The organism is Peribacillus sp. FSL H8-0477 (assembly GCF_038002765.1).
In the GTDB taxonomy this organism is placed as follows: Bacteria; Bacillota; Bacilli; order Bacillales; family DSM-1321; genus Peribacillus.
The window spans coordinates 1,064,956-1,083,553 of sequence record NZ_JBBODE010000001.1 but is presented as its reverse complement, the minus strand read 5'-3'; the positions used below and the strand labels follow the sequence as shown (position 1 = coordinate 1,083,553).

Below are 18,598 nucleotides of genomic sequence, written 5' to 3'. Positions count from 1 at the left end.
TAAAAGTCGATATTTTGATAAAAGGAGAGGGAAACATGTCCGTTGTTGTACAAAAAGAAATAAGCCTGAATGTAGAAAGTTTAAATAAGGATATTTCACTATTTCCTCAGGTCCATCCAATTACCCCAGAAATGAATATGACTCATAAAGGTGTTTCAAGACTAGTAATGATTGACCGTTACTCGTTTAAAGATACAGAAAAAATTACACTCTCTATTGGTGATTTTGTCGTTTTAACCATTAAGGAAGATCCGAAATTCCCAGCAAGAGGACTTGGATACATTGTAAATATTGATTGGGAAAGCAAACGCGCACAGGTATTAGTGGAAAAAGAATTCCTCGGTGCACTAGATACCCAAGAAGAGTTAGAAACAGGAATCGTTAACCGCCCACTTGATGTTATTGAAAAGCCGCTTGAAATTTACTATGAACAAATAGCCAAAAGAAATGCAACAGGACTAGCCTCTGTTGAAACGACAGAAGCAAAACGTCAAGAATGGTTTGAAAAGTTCTATAATGAACTTGCTGACTTGAACTTTGTTCCTGCTGGAAGGGTCCTGTATGGAGCTGGTGCAGAAACGGATGTTACGTATTTTAATTGTTATGTTATGCCTTTCGTAGCTGATTCAAGAGAAGGAATCTCTGAACACCGTAAACAAGTCATGGAAATTATGAGCCGTGGAGGCGGTGTCGGCACAAACGGGTCAACGCTCCGCCCAAGGAATACGCTTGCTAAAGGTGTTAATGGTAAATCTTCCGGGTCGGTTTCATGGCTCGATGATATTGCTAAGCTGACACATCTAGTGGAACAAGGCGGAAGCCGTCGTGGAGCACAAATGATTATGCTGACGGATTGGCATCCTGATATTGCTGAGTTCATCATCTCTAAAATGCAAAATCCACGAATTCTCCGTTTCTTAATGGCGAATACAAAAGATCCAAAGATTAAAAAACATGCGAGCGATAAATTGAAATTTACGCCGCTGACTGAACAAGAAGAGGCCATGTATCAAGGGATTTTAAACTATAAACAAATTCCAGGGTTGGGTGGATTTAATGAAAAAATCATTCATGATGCCGAGGAACGTTTAGAAACTGGCGGTACTTATACAGTTCATAATCCGGATTTCCTAACAGGGGCTAATATTTCAATCTGTCTGACCAAGGAATTCATGGAAGCTGTCGAAAATGACGGGACGTATGATCTGCGATTCCCAGATGTAGAATCTTACGATGCTGAGGAAATGAAGATTTATAATGAAGAATGGCATAAAATCGGCGATGTTCGTGAGTGGGAAAAACTCGGCCATAAAGTCCGTGTATATCGTACCATCAAAGCTAAAGAACTTTGGAACTTAATTAATATTTGTGCGACCTATTCAGCAGAGCCTGGTATTTTCTTTATTGATAATGCGAATGACATGACGAATGCGAAAGCATACGGTCAGCAAGTAGTGGCAACAAACCCTTGTGGAGAACAGCCTCTAGCACCTTATTCAGTGTGTAATCTTGCTGCGGTCAATCTTGCAGAAATGGCTGACAAAGAGAGTAAAACCGTGAACTTTGAGAAATTGAAACAAACGGTTGAGGTTGGAGTCAGGATGCAGGATAATGTCATCGATGCCACGCCTTACTTCTTAGCAGAAAACAAACACCAAGCATTAGGAGAACGACGTGTTGGACTAGGTGTAATGGGTCTTCATGATCTGCTTATTTATTGTGAAACGGAATATGGTTCTGAAGCAGGCAATATGCTGGTAGATAAAGTGTTTGAAACGATCGCTGAAACAGCGTACCGCACATCTGTTAAGCTTGCAGAAGAAAAGGGTAGTTTCCCATTCTTAACAAGTGAAAGTGATACAGAAGAAGCAGAGCTGCGTAATCGGTTTATCAATACAGGCTTTATGAAAAAAATGCCTGAAGATATCCGTGACAGCATTCTTGAACATGGAATTCGGAATTCCCATTTATTAACGGTTGCCCCTACAGGCAGTACCGGAACAATGGTTGGTGTTTCAACAGGTCTTGAGCCATACTTCTCCTTTACGTATTTCCGCAGCGGCCGCTTAGGAAAATTCATTGAAGTAAAAGCAGATATTGTTCAAGAATACTTGGATCAACATCCAGAAACAGATCCTAATAAGCTTCCTGAATGGTTCGTATCTTCAATGGAATTATCACCAGAAGCACATGCTGATGTTCAATGTATCATTCAACGCTGGATTGACAGTTCTATTAGTAAAACGGTTAATGCGCCAAAGGGCTATACCGTAGAACAAGTTGAACAGGTATACCAGCGTCTATACAAAGGCGGAGCGAAAGGCGGTACTGTCTATGTAGATGGTAGCCGTGACAGTCAGGTGCTGACGTTAAAAGCAGAAGAAAATGTTTTCTCTGATACAAAGGAAGAGTCTGTAGTTGAAGAAAAGAAAAAAGTTGTCCTTGTCGATACGATTAATGAATTACGTTCTACTAATGTGACAATTGGTTCTGAAGTCGGCAATACCTGCCCAGTCTGCCGCAAAGGCGAGATTAAAGAAATGGGCGGCTGTAATACATGTACTAATTGCGGCGCACAGCTTAAATGCGGCTTGTAAAATAAGAGTACACAGCAAATGTAGTTCTTTAAAAAAGTTTGATTAAAACATCTCACCTCTATAGATTTTTTAGAGGTGAGGTGTTTTTTTGTTGGATAATTATGCTAATATCACTATATAACTGTGAAGAAAAGTACGTAAACTACCGAAGTAGTTTACTTGAAGAAGGAACATGTTGCTAAGCAAGAAAGGAGTAAGTTCAAAGGGACAATATTTATTTTAGAGGTAAATAGAATTATTAATAAGAAAGGTATCACTAATGCCAAAAATAATAATAGAAAATTGCATAGTGGATAACATACCGATTTTGAGTATTTATCAAAGTGAATTAAAAAAATGCCCATTAATCTTTTTTCTTCATGGATATGGAGAAGATTGTGAGCAAGCATTAGATTTTGGTTATATGCTTGCAAAAAAAGGGTTTTATTATGTTAGTATCGACTGCAAAGACCATGGTATGAGGAAAGTGAACACCGAGACCAACAAATTTTCTAACGTATTTCCACCAGATACTGGACTTGATTCTTATGTTCATATGCATGAAGTAATTGAACAGTCTGCATTCGATATACAAAATCTCATTGAATATTTTAAAAGTAGAGATGAGATTGATAAGAATAAAATAGGAATATCAGGTTTTTCTATGGGAGGGTATTCAACATTTTATATCGCAGCAAATAATCCTGATATTAAAGTTGCGGTTCCAATAGCTGGAAAGCCATCTTTTACAAAAGCATGGAAAGATAGTATCCTTTCAACTAGTACTTATGAACAATGGAAAGAACCGATTCAGCTTGCAGAAAAAGAAATAGCAAAAAGAACAGATTACATTGAAATGATAGATCCATTTGAAAAGTTGAGTAATTTTTCACCAAAACCATTACTAATGATCAATGGTGATCAAGATACAGATTCACTATTTACTTATTCATTAAAACTCTATGAAAAGTTGTTACCGTTGTACGCTGAACAGCCAGAAAATCTTCGACTAAGCATGCCTTTTGTCGATCACCAATTTAATTATTATATGAAGCTTGAAGCTTGCAATTGGTTTGTAAAGCATCTAGGTAGTCACTATTAGGATACTTTTTTTGAAAAACTATAGTGTACTAACGAGCTCTAGTGGCATAAGAAGAAAGCAATTTATAATGGTTAGTAGTGTTTCTGAACCAACAGAAAAACCCTCCGGAAACTCCGGAGAATTCAGTTTGTAACAAAAGGGGTTCGGAATGGTTTCATTCCGAACCTCTTTTGGTATTTTGTACATATTTCATGGATGTTTTCCTGCTTATCGAGGCAGAACATGGCTTTTAATAGGCTTACTGTTATTTTATAGTTCTTTATTGACATAGTATCCGTTTTTTAAATCACTTATGTCCTGCTGAATTTGTTCTAGGATAACCCTTTCAATCGCAAGGTTTTATCTAGATTAACTTTAGAAAGACGGTTGATTGAAGTGAAAGGCGTGAAGACTCCTGCGGGAACAGCGGGACAGGTGAGACCCCGCAGGAGCGTGAGCATTGATGCGGCTCACCGCCCGCCCGCGGAAAGCGAAACGCCTGGAATGGAAATCAACATCTCGATTTTAAATCTGACCTGAGTTTGTCTACAGTCTGAATCCTCCGGAAACTCCGGCGGATTTTTTTTGTTTTAGCTCTTTCTCGATATATGTGAGTGTTCAGGACATGATAAGAAACAGTTGGATGATACATAACAATAAAAAAAATGAAAAAACTATTTCTATGTAGTTAGATATTTATCATTTGAATGGATTGGAGAAATGTCATGAAACCATTTAGCCCGCAATTAGTTTACATTGAGCCCCGTGCTCTTGAGTATCCGCTTGGTCGTGAATTAAAGGAAAAGTTTGAACAGTTAGGAACAGAAATCAGGCAGACGACCTCACATAATCAGATTCGAGACCTTCCAGGTGACAATGATTTTCAAAAGTACCGAGTTGCTAAATCAACACTTGTCGTTGGAATAAGAAAAACCTTGAAATTTGATACATCAAAGCCCTCTGCAGAATATGCTATCCCGTTAGCGACAGGTTGTATGGGACATTGTCATTACTGTTATTTGCAAACGACGCTTGGTTCGAAGCCGTATATCCGGACATACGTCAACTTAGATGAAATCTTTGCAGCGGCTCAAGGTTATATGGATGAGCGGGCGCCGGAAATTACCCGATTTGAGGCCGCTTGTACATCAGATATTGTAGGAATTGACCATTTAACACATTCACTCAAAAAAACGATTGAGTTTATCGGTCAAACTGAATATGGCCAGCTGCGTTTCGTGACCAAATTCCATCATGTCGATCATTTACTTGATGCGAAGCATAATGGGAAGACACGTTTTCGCTTTAGTATTAATTCTCGATACGTCATTAAAAATTTTGAACCGGGAACATCCAGCTTTGAAGAAAGAATGGAAGCTGCCCGTAAAGTAGCAAAGGCAGGTTATCCGCTTGGTTTTATCGTAGCACCCATTTACAGACACGATGATTGGCAGGGGGGTTACAGAGAGCTCTTTGAACGACTTTCAGCTGCATTAGAAGGGGTAGAGACACCAGGATTAACCTTTGAGTTAATTCAGCATCGGTTCACAGGGCCGGCCAAAAAGGTCATAGAAAAAAATTATCCAAAATCAAAACTTCAACTGGATGAATCAAAACGGAAATATAAATGGGGTCGGTACGGAATCGGGAAGTATGTCTATAAAACGGAAGAAGCAGCGGAGTTAGAGACCGTTATAAGAGGGTATGTGAAAGAGTTTTTCCCAGATTCAGTGGTTCAGTATTTTACGTAATAAATTTTTAAAGTCATAATCATCCTTTCCCTTGATTAAATTGTAATAGGACCCGAAATGGGGAGGGCAAGGAATGATTATTGATGGAGTGTTTTCAGGAGGAGGCATAAAGGGCTTTGCTATGGTGGGAGCTCTTCAGGTATTAGAGGACAGGGGTTTTGTTATTAATCAGACCGCAGGAACGAGTGCAGGATCCATTGTAGCCGCTTTAATTGCTGCAGGTTACTCTGGGAAGGATATCCAAAGACTGCTTTCAACCGTTAATATGAGTCATTTACTTGATAAACGAAATTTTCTTAAGATCCCTTTTGCTGAATGGCTATTATTGTACTGGAAGCTTGGCTTATATAAGGGAGAAGCGCTCGAACATTGGATTGCGGAAATTCTTTCTAAAAAAGGATTGGTTACTTTTGGGGATATCCCGCCGCAATCGCTTAGAATTATCACATCTGATATTACGAACGGCAGGCTGGTTGTTCTGCCTGATGATTTACCTAAATATGGTATTAATCCTCATTCATTTTCTATTGCAAAAGCTGTACGAATGAGCTGTAGTATCCCTTATTTTTTTGAACCAGTAAAATTGAAAATCAACAAAGTAGATACCCTCTTTGTAGATGGAGGTGTCCTTAGTAATTTTCCCATGTGGTTGTTTGAATCCGAACATATTAGAAAAGTTCGGCCAGTTATCGGGTTGAAATTCACCAGTGATGCAGACTTGGATCAGGTGGGAAAGATTGATAATGCCATTGAGATGTTTGGTGCCCTTTTTAAAACCATGAAGGATGCCCATGATTCCCGGCATATCTCAAAAAAACTTGCTAAAAATATTATGTTTATCCCAATGAAAGATGTTTCAGGTACAGACTTTATGCTGACAGAACAGCGAAAAGAAGAGCTCATTGAACGTGGAAGGGAATTTGCTTACACATTCCTAAAAACTTGGACATATTAAGCTTCTTCGGAGGGTTCTAACAGGATAAATAAAAAAGGGGCTGACAAGGTATCTTGTCAGCCTGCTGCCCTTTAGAAAAGAGCCCGATTTTTCTTTTTATTTTTTTTTCCCTCAATAACCGTTAGATGAATGTCAGATTTTTTTCGTGGCTTGATTGTTTTCTTTGATTTAGCAACAGAAAAACTAGCTATATTATCGCGGCTGTTACTGCCTGATCTTTGTTTTAGCCGTTTTTTAGATCTTTTGGCTGCTTTTAAAAATGCACGCTGCTCTTTTTTTTCAGGCTTACCCTTTGTTAACCGCTTATAAATTACGTAAACAATTCCTGCTGTAATCGCCATGATTAAAACCTGTTTGAATAACTGCCCCGGGCTATAAAGAATACGGCTGACTAAGCCAATCAGTCCAAGAATTACTATTCCATAGACAATATATGATGAAATTGAACGATTCAACAAAGACACCTCCTTAAGAGCATTTTATACAGTTTTACGTCATTTTAAACAATAACCAAAAAATAAACTTCTTACCATACACCTACACAATCTCCGCTGTTGTTAAACCTTCTTCCGTTTCTTTTTCCATTCTAAGCAGTTCGTTAAAGGAAGCAAGTGCAACCTCCACTTGATCATCTGCAGGTTCTTTTGTTGTTAAGAGCTGCAGCCACAGACCAGGGTATCCTAATAAACGAAGAACAGGAATATTTCTGACCAGATTCGTGACTTGAAGCACTTCAAAAGCGATGCCGAGAACAACGGGTATAAGCATCATTCGGTTGACAACACGTGACCATAAGGGCTCGGTCGGTACAAGCATATACACAAAAACACCGACAAACACAGTGAAAAGAATAAAACTGCTTCCGCAGCGGTAATGAAGTCTTGATGAAGATTGAACATTCTCTACCGTAAGCGGTTTGCCGCTTTCAAAGCAGTTAATTACTTTATGCTCTGCACCATGATATTGGAATACTCGTTTTATCATGGGTGTGAGTGAGACAAAGTAAATATAGCAAAGCAGTAGAACTAATTTAAATAATCCTTCAATAAGAATTTGAGATAGATCGCTTTTAAAGATTGGACGTGTCAGCTCAGCTAGAAAGAGAGGAATCAAGGTGAAGAGGGTTTTCCCGAAAAGGAAGGAAAGTACACCAATGACCGCGACACCCAGCCACATACCAATCTTCGATGGTTGTTTCTCTTCCTTTTTCTCTCCATTTTCTTCATTTTCTTCAAATTGCTCCGCAGAGAAATTTAAATGTTTTGATCCGGTCCCGCTTGAGGTCAAAAGGGCTACAATTCCACGAATAAATGGAATTTTCTTTAGTTTTTTCATGAACGGTTTTTGCTCGCGAGGCAGTCGGAAATAGTCGATTGTTTGATCCTTGCGGCGTACTGCAGTAACTGTGTGATACTTACCGCCAAACATGACGCCTTCGACAACTGCTTGCCCTCCGTACACCGGCTTTTGGGTATCGGACATTTCTACACCAACTTATACTAGATTTTCACTCAGGGATTGTTGTTTGCTTCTGCGCCTTAAGTGTATATACCTATCATACAAAAAATTACTGAAAACCTCTAGCAAATCTATTGATTACTTAAATAATATTCCAATTTAAGTAAGGGCATGATAAAAAGGGAGGTGAAATAAATGTCAACAAAAAATGAACAAGGTATCCATTCTAGTCAACAGAACCCACCTATTATTAAGTATGTTGTGGTTATTGGTTTATTTGGAGGGTTGCTGTGGTGTCTCGTTGGTTTTGGCTTTACATTTTTGAATTTTATGGATGTTAGTCCTCGTTTTATTTTAACGTCTTGGTTCGACGGCAAGTGGATTAATAAAGTGCTGGGTATGTTCATTTCACTTATTATTTACTGTTGCTTATCTGTTCTGTTTGCCTTGCTTTATTATGGTGTAATGAGAAAAATAAAAAGTATTTTTGGCGGCATTATTTTCGGGATCCTTTTATGGCTGCTGCTTTTTGGACTGATATCACCTATGTTTTCTGATTTGCCCTCGTTTGCCCAAATGAATTTCAATACTGGTTTTTCAAGCTTTTGTCTATTTCTCTTATATGGCGTATTTGTAGGTACTTCTGTGTCCTACGAATATCAAGAATTACAACTCCATAAAAAGAGACAGCAAGCACAAACAAATGCCCGCTTTTAAAGAATAAAAAATATAGTATGAAAATTTTGATATATGATAGAATGTTCTTGTTGAACATTCTATTTTTTAGGTGAGCAGGTGAGTCATATGAGCAAGCTATTATTGATAAACGGACCGAATTTAAACCGTTTGGGGAAAAGGGAGCCTGTCCATTATGGCAGGACAACACTCCCAGAACTGGAACTAAGCTTGATAGAAAAAGCCCAGAATCTTCAGACTGAATTAATCTGTTTCCAATCCAATCATGAAGGGGCAATCATTGATAAGCTGCACTGGGCAGAAGATGAGGGCGTGGAAGGGGTAATTATCAATCCTGGAGCCTTCACACATTATAGTTACGCCATTAGAGATGCTGTTGCTGGGATTGAGCTTCCAGTTATAGAGGTTCATATTTCTAACATTCATGCTCGAGAAAGTTTTCGTCATGTATCGGTAATTGCACCTGTATGTGCCGGTCAAATTGTTGGGCTGGGGATTGAAGGATACGGCCTTGCTTTAGAGGCATTAGTGAACATTGTAAAGGGGAGATCAGAGTCATGATAAAATTAGAGCAGTTCCGAGCTGCAATGGAAAAAGCCGGATTAGATGGATGTTTACTAACAAATACATATAATATTCGCTACATGTCAAATTTCACAGGAAGTTCAGGCGTTGTCTTAATTTCTCAATCAGAAGCAAAATTTATTACAGATTTCCGTTATATGGAGCAGGCCGCCAAGCAAGCGGTTGGATATGAGATTATTAAGCATAAGGGCAGCGTGGTGGCTGCTGTTGCCGAACAAGCCAAGGCAATGGGGATTAAAAAGCTTGGCTTTGAGCAGGATCAGGTAACTTATTCATATTATAAAGCGTTGGAAAGCGTATTCTTAGGTGAATTGACTCCAGTATCAGGTCTGACCGAGAAATTACGCTTGATAAAGACTCCTGCAGAGATTAAGATATTAAAGGACGCTGCCGAGATTGCAGATGCAGCATTTGCGCATATTGTTACCTTCATTCGCCCGGGTTTAACCGAGCTTGAAATTTCAAATGAGCTTGAATTCTTTATGAGAAGACAAGGAGCGACTTCCTCTTCATTCGATACCATCGTCGCTTCTGGGAAACGTTCTGCTCTTCCACATGGTGTTGCGACAAGTAAAGTCATTGAAAGTGGTGACTTTGTAACCCTGGATTATGGTGCCTACTATAATGGGTATGTATCTGATATAACCAGAACGCTTGCAGTGGGCCAGCCATCAGATGAATTGAAAAAGATCTATCAAATTGTTCTAGAAGCCCAATTAGCCGGAATGTCTGGCATTAAGCCTGGTATGACTGGTAAAGAAGCGGACGCTCTAACGAGGGATATTATCGAGGGTCACGGATACGGTCCTTATTTCGGTCATTCAACTGGTCATGGAATTGGACTTGAAGTCCATGAAGAGCCTGGACTATCTGCTAAATCAGATGTCATCCTAATGCCAGGTATGGCAGTAACGGTTGAACCAGGTATTTATCTGCCCGAAATTGGCGGTGTACGCATCGAAGATGATACACTTATCACTAAAGAAGGCAACGAAGCATTAACACATTCACCAAAGAAACTACTTATTTTGTAAAGATGTAGGAGGAAATTAAATGATTTCTGTAAATGATTTTAAAACCAACGTAACAATCGAAGTAGATAACGCTATTTGGCAAGTTATTGAATTCCAACATGTTAAACCTGGTAAAGGTGCAGCATTTGTGCGTTCTAAACTTCGTAATATCCGTACTGGTTCTATTCAGGAAAAAACGTTCCGTGCCGGTGAAAAAGTAGCTAAAGCACATATCGAAAACCGTAAAATGCAATATTTATATGCAAGCGGCGATAATCATGTGTTCATGGATAACGAAACATATGACCAAATTGAACTTCCAGGAGATTCAATTAAGAACGAACTAAGATTCCTAAAAGAAAACATGGAAGTTCACGTGATGTCATTCCAAAGTGAAACATTAGGGGTTGCTCTTCCAAATACGGTTGTTCTTGAAGTGACTGAAACTGAACCAGGTATTAAGGGTGATACGTCTTCAGGCGGTACAAAATCTGCAACGCTTGAAACAGGTCTTTCTGTTCAAGTTCCATTCTTCATTAACGAAGGTGACAAATTAATTATCAATACGAGTGAAGCATCTTACGTTTCACGCGCATAATATTGTGATTTTTGACTGTAGACAAATTTGGATGGAAATCCAGCTTGTCTACAGTCTTTTTTTGTTTTTAGTATTGGGTTGTTGATTTCCGTTCCAGGCGCTTCGCTTATCCAAGGGGCGGGCGGTAAGCCGCATCAATGCATACGCTCCTGCGGGGTCTCACCTGTCCCGCTATTCCCGCAGGAGTCTTCACGCCTTCCACTGCAATCCACGGACTTTCAAAATTTAATTTGATTTTAAACAGAAGCCAAAATTAAAACACGAAGTATTGAAACTAATAACAGTACTAATTAGAGAACGGGATGAACCATTTCGAACAGTCTTTTCTCTACAAACTGACCGAACTCCTTTAAGGGGGTCCGGTTTTTTGTGTCGTTTTGCTTTAGTTTCTCGTAAATTTATCACGGTTATTTACCCGCAAGTGCCGAAAGCTTGTCATAAAGTAGTATAGGAGGCATACATTTTAACTAATGAATCACAGCAAATAGGAGGGTTCGTGGAATGGAGACGGTCATATCCTTTTTGCCAAAAAAACTTCAGGAGCAGTTTCGCAGAATTCCCGAAGCCTTAACTGCCCAAATTGAGGAGCTGCGCGTTCGAGTAGGACGACCACTGGAAATCATGGTTGCAGGAGAACCTGCATTTTTACCATATACAGCAGATTCAGAGGATGCCCAACAGCTTCTTAATCACTTAAGTCATTTTTCCCTCTATACCGTCGAAGAGGAATTGAGACGAGGATATATAACCATCAGCGGGGGACATCGTGTTGGGTTGGCAGGGAAAGTAATTCTCGAAAATGGTCGTGTAAAAGCAATACGGGACGTTTCTTCTTTCAATATCCGGATTGCCCGGCAGAAAATTGGAGCCGCTGAAATGCTGATGCCAAGTGTGTATAGTAATGGCTGGCTTCACACGATGATTATTGGAGCGCCGCAGACGGGGAAAACAACGTTGCTTCGAGATATGGCTAGAATCATTTCAACAGGAAGTGAGTCGATGAACATACCCCCGAAAAAGGTAGGGATTGTTGACGAGCGTTCTGAGATTGCTGGTTGTGTGAATGGTATTCCGCAGCTTGAGTTTGGTCCCCGGGTTGACGTGCTTGATGGATGCCCAAAAGCTGAAGGAATGATGATGTTAATCCGTTCGATGTCTCCGGACGTCCTAGTTGCCGATGAAATTGGGCGGAATGAAGATGCAGACGCTGTGTTGGAAGCAGTCAATTCAGGAATTACGATGTTAATTACTACACATGGACATTCATTAGCAGAAGTGAAGAAACGTCCCTTTATTGCGAAAATCCTCGATATGAACATTTTTGAGCGATTCGTCGAGTTAAACCGAGCGGAAGGCTCAAATCGGGTCTATCGAATTATAGATGGTCAGGGACGAGTAGTAAATAAAGATGAGGTGGGCAATAAGTGATCAAATTGATTGGAGCAGCGATCATTATTCTCGTGACAACCTGGGCAGGTTTTGAGGCAGCGAAGCATCTTGCACTGAGACCCAAGCAGCTGCGTCAAATCAAGCTGGCACTACAATCGTTAGAAGCGGAAATTATGTACGGACAAACCCCTCTGCAAGATGCAGCGAGAAAGCTATCCAAGCTGGTACCAATGCCGCTATCCCTATTTTTTGAATCCTTTTCGGGCCTTCTTTCTTCAGGAAATACCACGGTAAAACAAGCATGGGAGGAAAGCTTACAGCGAGTATGGGGATTGCTGGCTCTTAAGCAGGGAGAATTCGAAATTCTTGTACAGTTTGGTGAAACGCTGGGACGCCATGATCGGCACCATCAGCAAAAGCAGATTTTACTTACTTTAACACATCTTGAACGGGAGGAAGCAGAAGCAATCGACCGACAGCTGAAGTATGAAAAGATGATGAAGAGCTTAGGGTTTTTATCTGGTCTGTTATTGACTCTATTGCTGCTATAGGGGGAGATTAGTATGGGGATTGATGTTGATATCATCTTTAAGATAGCGGGTGTTGGGATTGTGGTGGCATTCATCCACACCATTCTAGATCAAGTCGGTAAAAAGGAGTATGCCCAGTGGGTAACACTTTTTGGCTTTATCTATATTTTATTCATGGTAGCCTCCATTATTGAAGATTTATTTCAAAAAATAAAATCAGTCTTTCTATTTCAGTAGGGAGGGATCGGCCATTGAAATAATTAAAATTGCCGGAGTAGCCCTAATTGCTACCTTTCTCGCCTTAATTCTAAAAGAACAGAAACCTAATTTCGCCTTTTTATTAATTGTCTTTGTTGGGTGTTCTATCTTTCTGTTTTTAGCGGATAAAATCTATGAAATTATAAAAATGCTTGAAAGCCTGGCAGTAAATGCGCATGTCAATATGATGTACATGGAAACGATTCTAAAAATTATCGGTATTGCTTACATTGCAGAATTCGCCTCACAAATAACAAAAGATGCAGGTCAGGGATCACTCGCCTCTAAAATTGAGTTAAGCGGGAAAATCCTTATCCTCGCAATGGCAATTCCAATTTTGACGGTGATCATTGAAACAATTATTCAATTGATACCAAGTTAATTGCGTTTAATGGGGTGAAAAAATGAAGCAATGGATCCTCTATGCATTCCTAGTAGTGCTTGTCCTGTTTATTGTACAAGCCGACGTTGCAACAGCTGCTGAAAATGATGAAGAAACACTTACGGATGAACTGGTTCAGTCCCAAATAGAACGTATTGGTATAGAAGATATTACGAAGTTCTGGGACGATATTGTCACCGAATACGGCGGTTTTCTACCAGAAAGTCAGAAGGGAAGCTTCATGGATTTCGTCACGGGTGATAAAGAGTTTTCCTTTTCTGAATGGTTTAAGGGGTTAGGGAAATTTGTTTTTCATGAACTGTTGGTCAACGGAAAGCTATTGGGGTCGCTGATCTTGCTGACGATATTCAGTATGTTTCTACAATCACTGCAAAATGCCTTTGAGCAAAGCTCAATCAGTAAGGTTGCGTATTCTATTGTTTATATGGTGTTAATCATTCTAGCTCTCAATAGCTTTCATGTGGCCATTCAATATACGACGGAGACCATTGATAAGATGATTGCCTTTTTGATGGCCATGATTCCTTTGCTGTTAGCGCTCGTTGCTTCTTCGGGTGGGATTATCTCAGCGGCTTTTTTTCATCCAGTACTGATCTTTTTGATGAATACGAGCGGGATTTTGATTCAATACGTAGTCCTGCCGATGCTCTTTTTGTCAGCCATCCTTAATATTGTGAGTACACTCACTGAGCAGTATAAAGTAACCCAGCTTGCCCAGATGCTTCGAAATTGGGCCATTGGCCTTCTTGGCGCGTTCATGACTATTTTTTTGGGCGTGATTTCTGTCCAAGGATCAACCTCAGCGGTAGCGGATGGCATTACGATTAGAACGGCTAAGTTTGTAACGGGAAACTTTATACCCGTTATCGGAAGAATGTTTACAGATGCTACGGATACGGTCATTAGTGCCTCGGTCTTATTGAAAAATATGGTGGGGATGGCGGGAGTAGCAGTTCTGCTGTTAATCGTTGTTTTTCCTGCATTAAAGATTTTAACCCTCTCTCTCATTTATAAATTGTCAGCAAGTCTATTACAGCCCTTAGGAGGGGGCCCAGTCATCAAATGTCTCGACATCATTAGTAAGAGCATGATCTATATTTTTGCAGCGCTGGCTATTGTCTCAATGATGTTTTTCCTTAGTATTACGATCATTATTGCGGCTGGTAATATCACCTTAATGGTCAGATAGGGGGAGAGCTTTTTTGGAATTTATAACGGGCTGGGTTACGAATATCATTCTTTTTGTCCTTCTAGCAACGGTCATTGATATGCTGCTTCCAAGCTCAGCTATGCAAAAATATGCCAAAATGACAATTGGTTTACTGTTAATTGCCGTTATTCTGTCTCCAATTCTTGAATTGTTTAACAAGGATTTTGAAGGGCTGCTGACAGTAGTCACGAAAGATTTTCAAAATGGTGAAGGAAATAATCTCGAAAATTTAACAGAATTAAAGAAAAAAGAAATACAAGTAGAGCAAGATGCATATATTTTAAAAAAAATGGCTGTCCTATTGAAGACAGGTGTCGAAGAGGAGTTGATAGATAAGTATCAAATGGAAATAGCAGAGATTGATATTAAAGGAGAGCAAAAGGGGCAGGCAAGGACACCAGAGGATCTCGATTTACAAAAAATCACGCTTGTACTTGTTGATTCAAAAGAAAAGGATGAAGTGGTGGAAGCAGTAGCGAAAGTAGAGATTAATACAAAAAGACAAGTTGATCAATCCTCTGAAGCTGAAAGAGTAAAGGGATTTCTTGCAGACCAATGGTCGGTTGATGAGGAAATAATTGAAATAGCCGGGAAAAAGGGGGGCGATGCTGTTGAAAAATGATAAAGGTCCATTCGCATGGATAACCCGCCTTTTAAAGCTAAAAGAAGAGGAAGGCAAGGAAAAGAAACCGCCAATGTATCTGTATGCAGTGGTTGTCCTGCTCCTCGGAACCGGAATTATGATTGCAGGCAACGTTATTAATACCGACCAGCCGCCCTCAACGAATGATACTGCTGCATCTGTATTTAATCAGAATGAGACGGAGGAAGATGTGGAGGTATTTGGCAAAAAGGCGAATACAGAATTTAAAAATTCACGAGATTATGAGGTGTATTTACAAAATGAAATGAAGGACGCGCTTGAATCGATTGCTGGAGTCGAGGATGTGAAGGTTGTTGTCTATGTCGAGGCATCAGAAAAAAATATTTATGAGAAAAACAAAACTACGCAAAGACAAGTTACAGATGAAACGGATCAAGAAGGTGGTAAACGCACTGTAGAAGATACCTCCGTGGATGAGCAGCTTGTTATCATCAAGAACAGCGATAAAGAAGAGCCGATAATATCTGAAACGAGAAAGCCTCAGGTGAGTGGTGTTTTGGTGGTAGCAAAAGGTGCTGACAACATTCAAATCAAAAAATGGATTATTGAAGCAGTAACACGTGCTTTGGATGTACCAAGCCATCGGGTTTCTGTTTTACCCAAAAAATAAGGGGGAATTTTACAATGTTATTGAAAAAACAAACGGTGTGGTTATTAACCATGTTAAGCCTAGTGGTCGTATTGTCCGTTTATTATTTGACATCGCCTGAGCAGCAAGGAACAAATATGGCTGTGACTGAAGAACAAGAAAAAGAACAAGAAAAAGAACAAGCGGTTGAAAAAGCGAAAGAAAGTGGATCATCAGAAGAAAAAGCACAAGTTACGATTACCTCTGGTGATGACGAATTTGCAGCGATGAGAATTGCCATTGATGAAGAACGTTCGAAGCAAAGTGAAAAATATGATGCAGAAATGGGTAAAGGCGATATGTCTTCAGATGATATCAATAAAGCCTATGATGCAATTGAACAAATCAGTGAGGCTAGAATTTCAGAAGAAATCCTCGAGACAACGATTGTCTCTTCATTGGATTTAGAGGCGGCTTTGGTCCGGATTGAAGGCAGTGATGTAAATGTATTAGTAAAAGCTGATGAATTATCTAAAGAAGCGGCAAATGAAATTGTGCAGCTAGTAGACAGTGAAGTGAAAAATGCACAAAATGTTGTCGTTGAACACCAACCAAAAAAATAAATAATATAAAACCGCAGATGGCATATTAGGCCTCGCGGTTATTTTTTTTGCTTTTAAGTAGACGATTATCTGGTTAATGTATATTGCGAACCTTCATAGGAGTTGCAGGAGTAAAAGAAATGGCTGTCAAATGATTCTCAATTTTCGAAATAAGAGGTAGAATAAATAAAGGAAGTAAGCGCTTTATTCACGTTGGGTTGAATGTTAGGGTGGTCTTACCGTATGATAATAGTAGCTGGTCATGATAATTTTTGATAGAGTATGAAGTAGAACCAGTATTATTAAATAGGTATGGCGGATGGCTGTACTAACCAAATGCAGGTAAGCTGCACTTTCTATTACCAACCAATATTAAAAATAGGACAAGGGGTGCCAAGGATGTTGAAAGTACAAGAAATTCGAGAAATTATTAAATTAGTTGACCAATCAAGCATTACCGAATTTGTATATGAACAAGAAGGAACAAAAATTAAAATGAAGAAAACAGGTGCTGATCAACCTGTACAAATCATCAAAGAGGTACCGGCTGCAATAGCGGTTCAAGAACCTGTTAAGGATGTTAGACCAGCAGGACAACAGCAAGCAGAACCTGAAGTAAAACAAGAAGCACCAATTACGAATTTACATACAATCACTTCACCTATGGTCGGTACTTTTTATGCTTCTCCATCGCCGGAAGAGGATAACTACGTATCAAGAGGTTCGAAAGTGAAAAAAGATTCAATTGTATGTATTGTTGAGGCAATGAAGTTATTTAATGAAATTGAAGCTGAAGAAAACGGAGAAATCGTTGACATACTTGTTAAGGACGGTCAATTAGTAGAATATGGCCAAGCATTGTTTACAGTAAAGGCTGAATGAGGAGTTGTTCTAAATGATTAAGAAGATATTAATTGCTAACCGGGGAGAAATTGCTGTACGGATTATACGCGCCTGTAAAGAATTAGGAATCGAAACGGTAGCCGTTTTTTCAGAAGCTGATAGAGAAGCATTGCATGTTCAGCTTGCTGACGAAGCGTATTGTATTGGTCCAAAATCATCGAAGGACAGTTACTTAAATATTACCAACATCATTAGTACGGCAAAGCTTACAGGAACGGATGCGATTCATCCAGGCTATGGTTTTCTAGCAGAAAATGCGGACTTCGCAGAACTTTGCCGGGAGTGCAGCCTTATTTTCATCGGACCTAGTCCAGAGGCTATCTCGAAAATGGGTACAAAAGATGTGGCTAGAGAAACGATGAAAGATGCAGGCGTCCCGATTGTACCTGGTTCAAAAGGAATCATTAAAGATACGGCAGAAGCCGTAGAACTAGCAGAGAAACTTGCCTATCCGGTCATTATTAAAGCAACAGCAGGCGGCGGTGGTAAAGGAATTCGGGTTGCTAGGAATGAACAGGAGCTGATCAAGGGCATTAACATTACCCAGCAGGAAGCTGCAACAGCTTTTGGTAATCCTGGCGTCTACCTGGAGAAATTTATTGAGGACTTCCGTCATGTTGAAATTCAAGTGATGGCTGATAATCATGGAAATGCGATTCATTTAGGTGAACGGGACTGTACAATTCAACGTCGTCTGCAAAAACTAGTAGAGGAATCCCCATCACCCGCTCTTGATGGAGAAATACGTGAAGAAATGGGTCAAGCTGCCGTAAAAGCCGCCCTTGCTGTTGATTATTCTGGTGCAGGTACGGTAGAATTTATCTATGATTATAAAAATCGTAAGTTTTACTTCATGGAAATGAACACTCGAATCCAGGTCGAGCATCCTGTAACAGAAATGGTAACAGGTGTAGATTTAATTAAAGAACAGATCCGAGTTGCTTCAAATGAGAAATTATCCCTTTCTCAATCAGATGTTCAATTTAACGGCTGGGCAATTGAATGCCGGATTAATGCAGAAAATCCTGAAAAGAATTTTATGCCTTCTGCAGGGAAAATCCAGATGTATCTGCCCCCAGGCGGATATGGAGTAAGGGTTGATTCCGCAGCCTATCCAGGTTATGTGATTCCACCTTATTACGATTCTATGATTGCAAAATTAATTGTGCATGCACCAAGCCGCACCGAAGCAATTAACAAAATGAAGCGGGCATTAAGTGAATTTGCTATTGAAGGAATTCATACAACAATTCCGTTCCATAGTAAGCTTCTGCAGCATGAACAATTCGTGTCAGGTGAATTTAATACAAAATTTCTTGAATTATATGATGTTATGGACTCATAATGTAAGGTAGACG

Annotated in this window: 20 protein-coding genes; 18 read left to right on the top strand and 2 right to left on the bottom strand. The window is 39.7% G+C overall.

Going from position 1 to position 18,598, the window contains the following annotated elements; all coding sequences use genetic code 11:
• The first annotated feature begins 35 nt into the window (after positions 1-35).
• From MHI18_RS05590 to MHI18_RS05575, 4 genes are all read left to right on the top strand, one after another.
• Positions 36-2,597, top strand: a complete 2,562-nt coding sequence (locus MHI18_RS05590; protein WP_340846406.1) for a vitamin B12-dependent ribonucleotide reductase — start codon at positions 36-38, stop codon at positions 2,595-2,597.
• A gap of 259 nt (positions 2,598-2,856) precedes the next feature.
• Entirely contained in the window at positions 2,857-3,678 is an 822-nt protein-coding gene (locus MHI18_RS05585) for an alpha/beta hydrolase family protein (protein ID WP_340846405.1), read from the top strand.
• A gap of 704 nt (positions 3,679-4,382) precedes the next feature.
• Positions 4,383-5,408, top strand: coding sequence for a spore photoproduct lyase (gene splB / locus MHI18_RS05580; RefSeq protein WP_340846404.1), 1,026 nt, complete (start codon positions 4,383-4,385; stop codon positions 5,406-5,408).
• Between the two features lie 73 nt (positions 5,409-5,481).
• Positions 5,482-6,363 (top strand): patatin-like phospholipase family protein, encoded by an 882-nt coding sequence (locus tag MHI18_RS05575; RefSeq protein WP_340846403.1) that lies wholly within the window; start codon positions 5,482-5,484, stop codon positions 6,361-6,363.
• A 71-nt stretch (positions 6,364-6,434) separates the two neighbouring features.
• Here the strand turns inward: MHI18_RS05575 and MHI18_RS05570 are convergent, their stop codons facing one another.
• The gene (locus MHI18_RS05570; RefSeq protein WP_340846402.1) at positions 6,435-6,818 is read right to left on the bottom strand and encodes an SA1362 family protein; all 384 of its coding nucleotides are present in this window, start codon (positions 6,816-6,818) and stop codon (positions 6,435-6,437) included.
• Between the two features lie 82 nt (positions 6,819-6,900).
• Complete coding sequence (locus tag MHI18_RS05565) at positions 6,901-7,845, bottom strand: DUF1385 domain-containing protein (protein WP_340846401.1); 945 nt, start codon at positions 7,843-7,845, stop codon at positions 6,901-6,903.
• 171 nt (positions 7,846-8,016) lie between these two features.
• Here MHI18_RS05565 and MHI18_RS05560 point away from each other — a divergent pair, with 171 nt between their 5' ends.
• The 14 genes from MHI18_RS05560 to accC all read left to right on the top strand — a co-directional run bounded on the left by MHI18_RS05560 (position 8,017) and on the right by accC (position 18,585).
• Positions 8,017-8,538: a YqhR family membrane protein gene (locus tag MHI18_RS05560; RefSeq protein ID WP_340846400.1), complete on the top strand. Its 522-nt coding sequence runs from the start codon at positions 8,017-8,019 to the stop codon at positions 8,536-8,538.
• An 87-nt stretch (positions 8,539-8,625) separates the two neighbouring features.
• Entirely contained in the window at positions 8,626-9,078 is a 453-nt protein-coding gene (gene aroQ / locus MHI18_RS05555; RefSeq protein ID WP_340846399.1) for a type II 3-dehydroquinate dehydratase, read from the top strand.
• Positions 9,075-10,136 (top strand): M24 family metallopeptidase, encoded by a 1,062-nt coding sequence (locus MHI18_RS05550; protein ID WP_340846398.1) that lies wholly within the window; start codon positions 9,075-9,077, stop codon positions 10,134-10,136. The genes aroQ and MHI18_RS05550 overlap by 4 nt, the downstream gene beginning before the upstream one ends.
• Positions 10,137-10,155: 19 nt before the next feature.
• Entirely contained in the window at positions 10,156-10,713 is a 558-nt protein-coding gene (gene efp, locus MHI18_RS05545; RefSeq protein WP_340846396.1) for an elongation factor P, read from the top strand.
• Positions 10,714-11,214: 501 nt separating this feature from the next.
• The gene (gene spoIIIAA / locus MHI18_RS05540; protein ID WP_340846395.1) at positions 11,215-12,141 is read left to right on the top strand and encodes a stage III sporulation protein AA; all 927 of its coding nucleotides are present in this window, start codon (positions 11,215-11,217) and stop codon (positions 12,139-12,141) included.
• Complete coding sequence (gene spoIIIAB, locus MHI18_RS05535; protein ID WP_340846394.1) at positions 12,138-12,653, top strand: stage III sporulation protein SpoIIIAB; 516 nt, start codon at positions 12,138-12,140, stop codon at positions 12,651-12,653. The genes spoIIIAA and spoIIIAB overlap by 4 nt, the downstream gene beginning before the upstream one ends.
• A 12-nt stretch (positions 12,654-12,665) precedes the next feature.
• The gene (gene spoIIIAC / locus MHI18_RS05530; RefSeq protein WP_040375693.1) at positions 12,666-12,869 is read left to right on the top strand and encodes a stage III sporulation protein AC; all 204 of its coding nucleotides are present in this window, start codon (positions 12,666-12,668) and stop codon (positions 12,867-12,869) included.
• Positions 12,870-12,891: 22 nt separating this feature from the next.
• A complete protein-coding gene (spoIIIAD, locus tag MHI18_RS05525) occupies positions 12,892-13,272 on the top strand; it encodes a stage III sporulation protein AD (protein ID WP_340847585.1) in 381 nt (126 codons plus the stop codon).
• A gap of 22 nt (positions 13,273-13,294) precedes the next feature.
• Positions 13,295-14,482: a stage III sporulation protein AE gene (gene spoIIIAE / locus MHI18_RS05520; protein WP_340846393.1), complete on the top strand. Its 1,188-nt coding sequence runs from the start codon at positions 13,295-13,297 to the stop codon at positions 14,480-14,482.
• Between the two features lie 13 nt (positions 14,483-14,495).
• Entirely contained in the window at positions 14,496-15,125 is a 630-nt protein-coding gene (gene spoIIIAF, locus MHI18_RS05515) for a stage III sporulation protein AF (protein WP_340846392.1), read from the top strand.
• Positions 15,109-15,777: a stage III sporulation protein AG gene (gene spoIIIAG / locus MHI18_RS05510; protein ID WP_340846391.1), complete on the top strand. Its 669-nt coding sequence runs from the start codon at positions 15,109-15,111 to the stop codon at positions 15,775-15,777. The genes spoIIIAF and spoIIIAG overlap by 17 nt, the downstream gene beginning before the upstream one ends.
• A 14-nt stretch (positions 15,778-15,791) precedes the next feature.
• The gene (locus tag MHI18_RS05505) at positions 15,792-16,358 is read left to right on the top strand and encodes a SpoIIIAH-like family protein (RefSeq protein ID WP_340846390.1); all 567 of its coding nucleotides are present in this window, start codon (positions 15,792-15,794) and stop codon (positions 16,356-16,358) included.
• A gap of 378 nt (positions 16,359-16,736) precedes the next feature.
• Positions 16,737-17,219, top strand: coding sequence for an acetyl-CoA carboxylase biotin carboxyl carrier protein (gene accB, locus MHI18_RS05500; RefSeq protein WP_340846389.1), 483 nt, complete (start codon positions 16,737-16,739; stop codon positions 17,217-17,219).
• Between the two features lie 13 nt (positions 17,220-17,232).
• A complete protein-coding gene (accC, locus tag MHI18_RS05495) occupies positions 17,233-18,585 on the top strand; it encodes an acetyl-CoA carboxylase biotin carboxylase subunit (RefSeq protein WP_340846388.1) in 1,353 nt (450 codons plus the stop codon).
• Positions 18,586-18,598: the final 13 nt, after the last annotated feature.

Bases quoted from the DNA above. Each gene is read 5' to 3' on its own strand.
- MHI18_RS05590 (WP_340846406.1), top strand. From the start codon at position 36: ATGTCCGTTGTTGTACAAAAAGAAATAAGCCTGAATGTAGAAAGTTTA.
- MHI18_RS05585 (WP_340846405.1), top strand. From the start codon at position 2,857: ATGCCAAAAATAATAATAGAAAATTGCATAGTGGATAACATACCGATT.
- splB (WP_340846404.1), top strand. From the start codon at position 4,383: ATGAAACCATTTAGCCCGCAATTAGTTTACATTGAGCCCCGTGCTCTT.
- MHI18_RS05575 (WP_340846403.1), top strand. From the start codon at position 5,482: ATGATTATTGATGGAGTGTTTTCAGGAGGAGGCATAAAGGGCTTTGCT.
- MHI18_RS05565 (WP_340846401.1), bottom strand. From the start codon at position 7,845: ATGTCCGATACCCAAAAGCCGGTGTACGGAGGGCAAGCAGTTGTCGAA.
- MHI18_RS05560 (WP_340846400.1), top strand. From the start codon at position 8,017: ATGTCAACAAAAAATGAACAAGGTATCCATTCTAGTCAACAGAACCCA.
- aroQ (WP_340846399.1), top strand. From the start codon at position 8,626: ATGAGCAAGCTATTATTGATAAACGGACCGAATTTAAACCGTTTGGGG.
- MHI18_RS05550 (WP_340846398.1), top strand. From the start codon at position 9,075: ATGATAAAATTAGAGCAGTTCCGAGCTGCAATGGAAAAAGCCGGATTA.
- efp (WP_340846396.1), top strand. From the start codon at position 10,156: ATGATTTCTGTAAATGATTTTAAAACCAACGTAACAATCGAAGTAGAT.
- spoIIIAA (WP_340846395.1), top strand. From the start codon at position 11,215: ATGGAGACGGTCATATCCTTTTTGCCAAAAAAACTTCAGGAGCAGTTT.
- spoIIIAC (WP_040375693.1), top strand. From the start codon at position 12,666: ATGGGGATTGATGTTGATATCATCTTTAAGATAGCGGGTGTTGGGATT.
- spoIIIAE (WP_340846393.1), top strand. From the start codon at position 13,295: ATGAAGCAATGGATCCTCTATGCATTCCTAGTAGTGCTTGTCCTGTTT.
- spoIIIAG (WP_340846391.1), top strand. From the start codon at position 15,109: ATGCTGTTGAAAAATGATAAAGGTCCATTCGCATGGATAACCCGCCTT.
- MHI18_RS05505 (WP_340846390.1), top strand. From the start codon at position 15,792: ATGTTATTGAAAAAACAAACGGTGTGGTTATTAACCATGTTAAGCCTA.
- accB (WP_340846389.1), top strand. From the start codon at position 16,737: ATGTTGAAAGTACAAGAAATTCGAGAAATTATTAAATTAGTTGACCAA.
- accC (WP_340846388.1), top strand. From the start codon at position 17,233: ATGATTAAGAAGATATTAATTGCTAACCGGGGAGAAATTGCTGTACGG.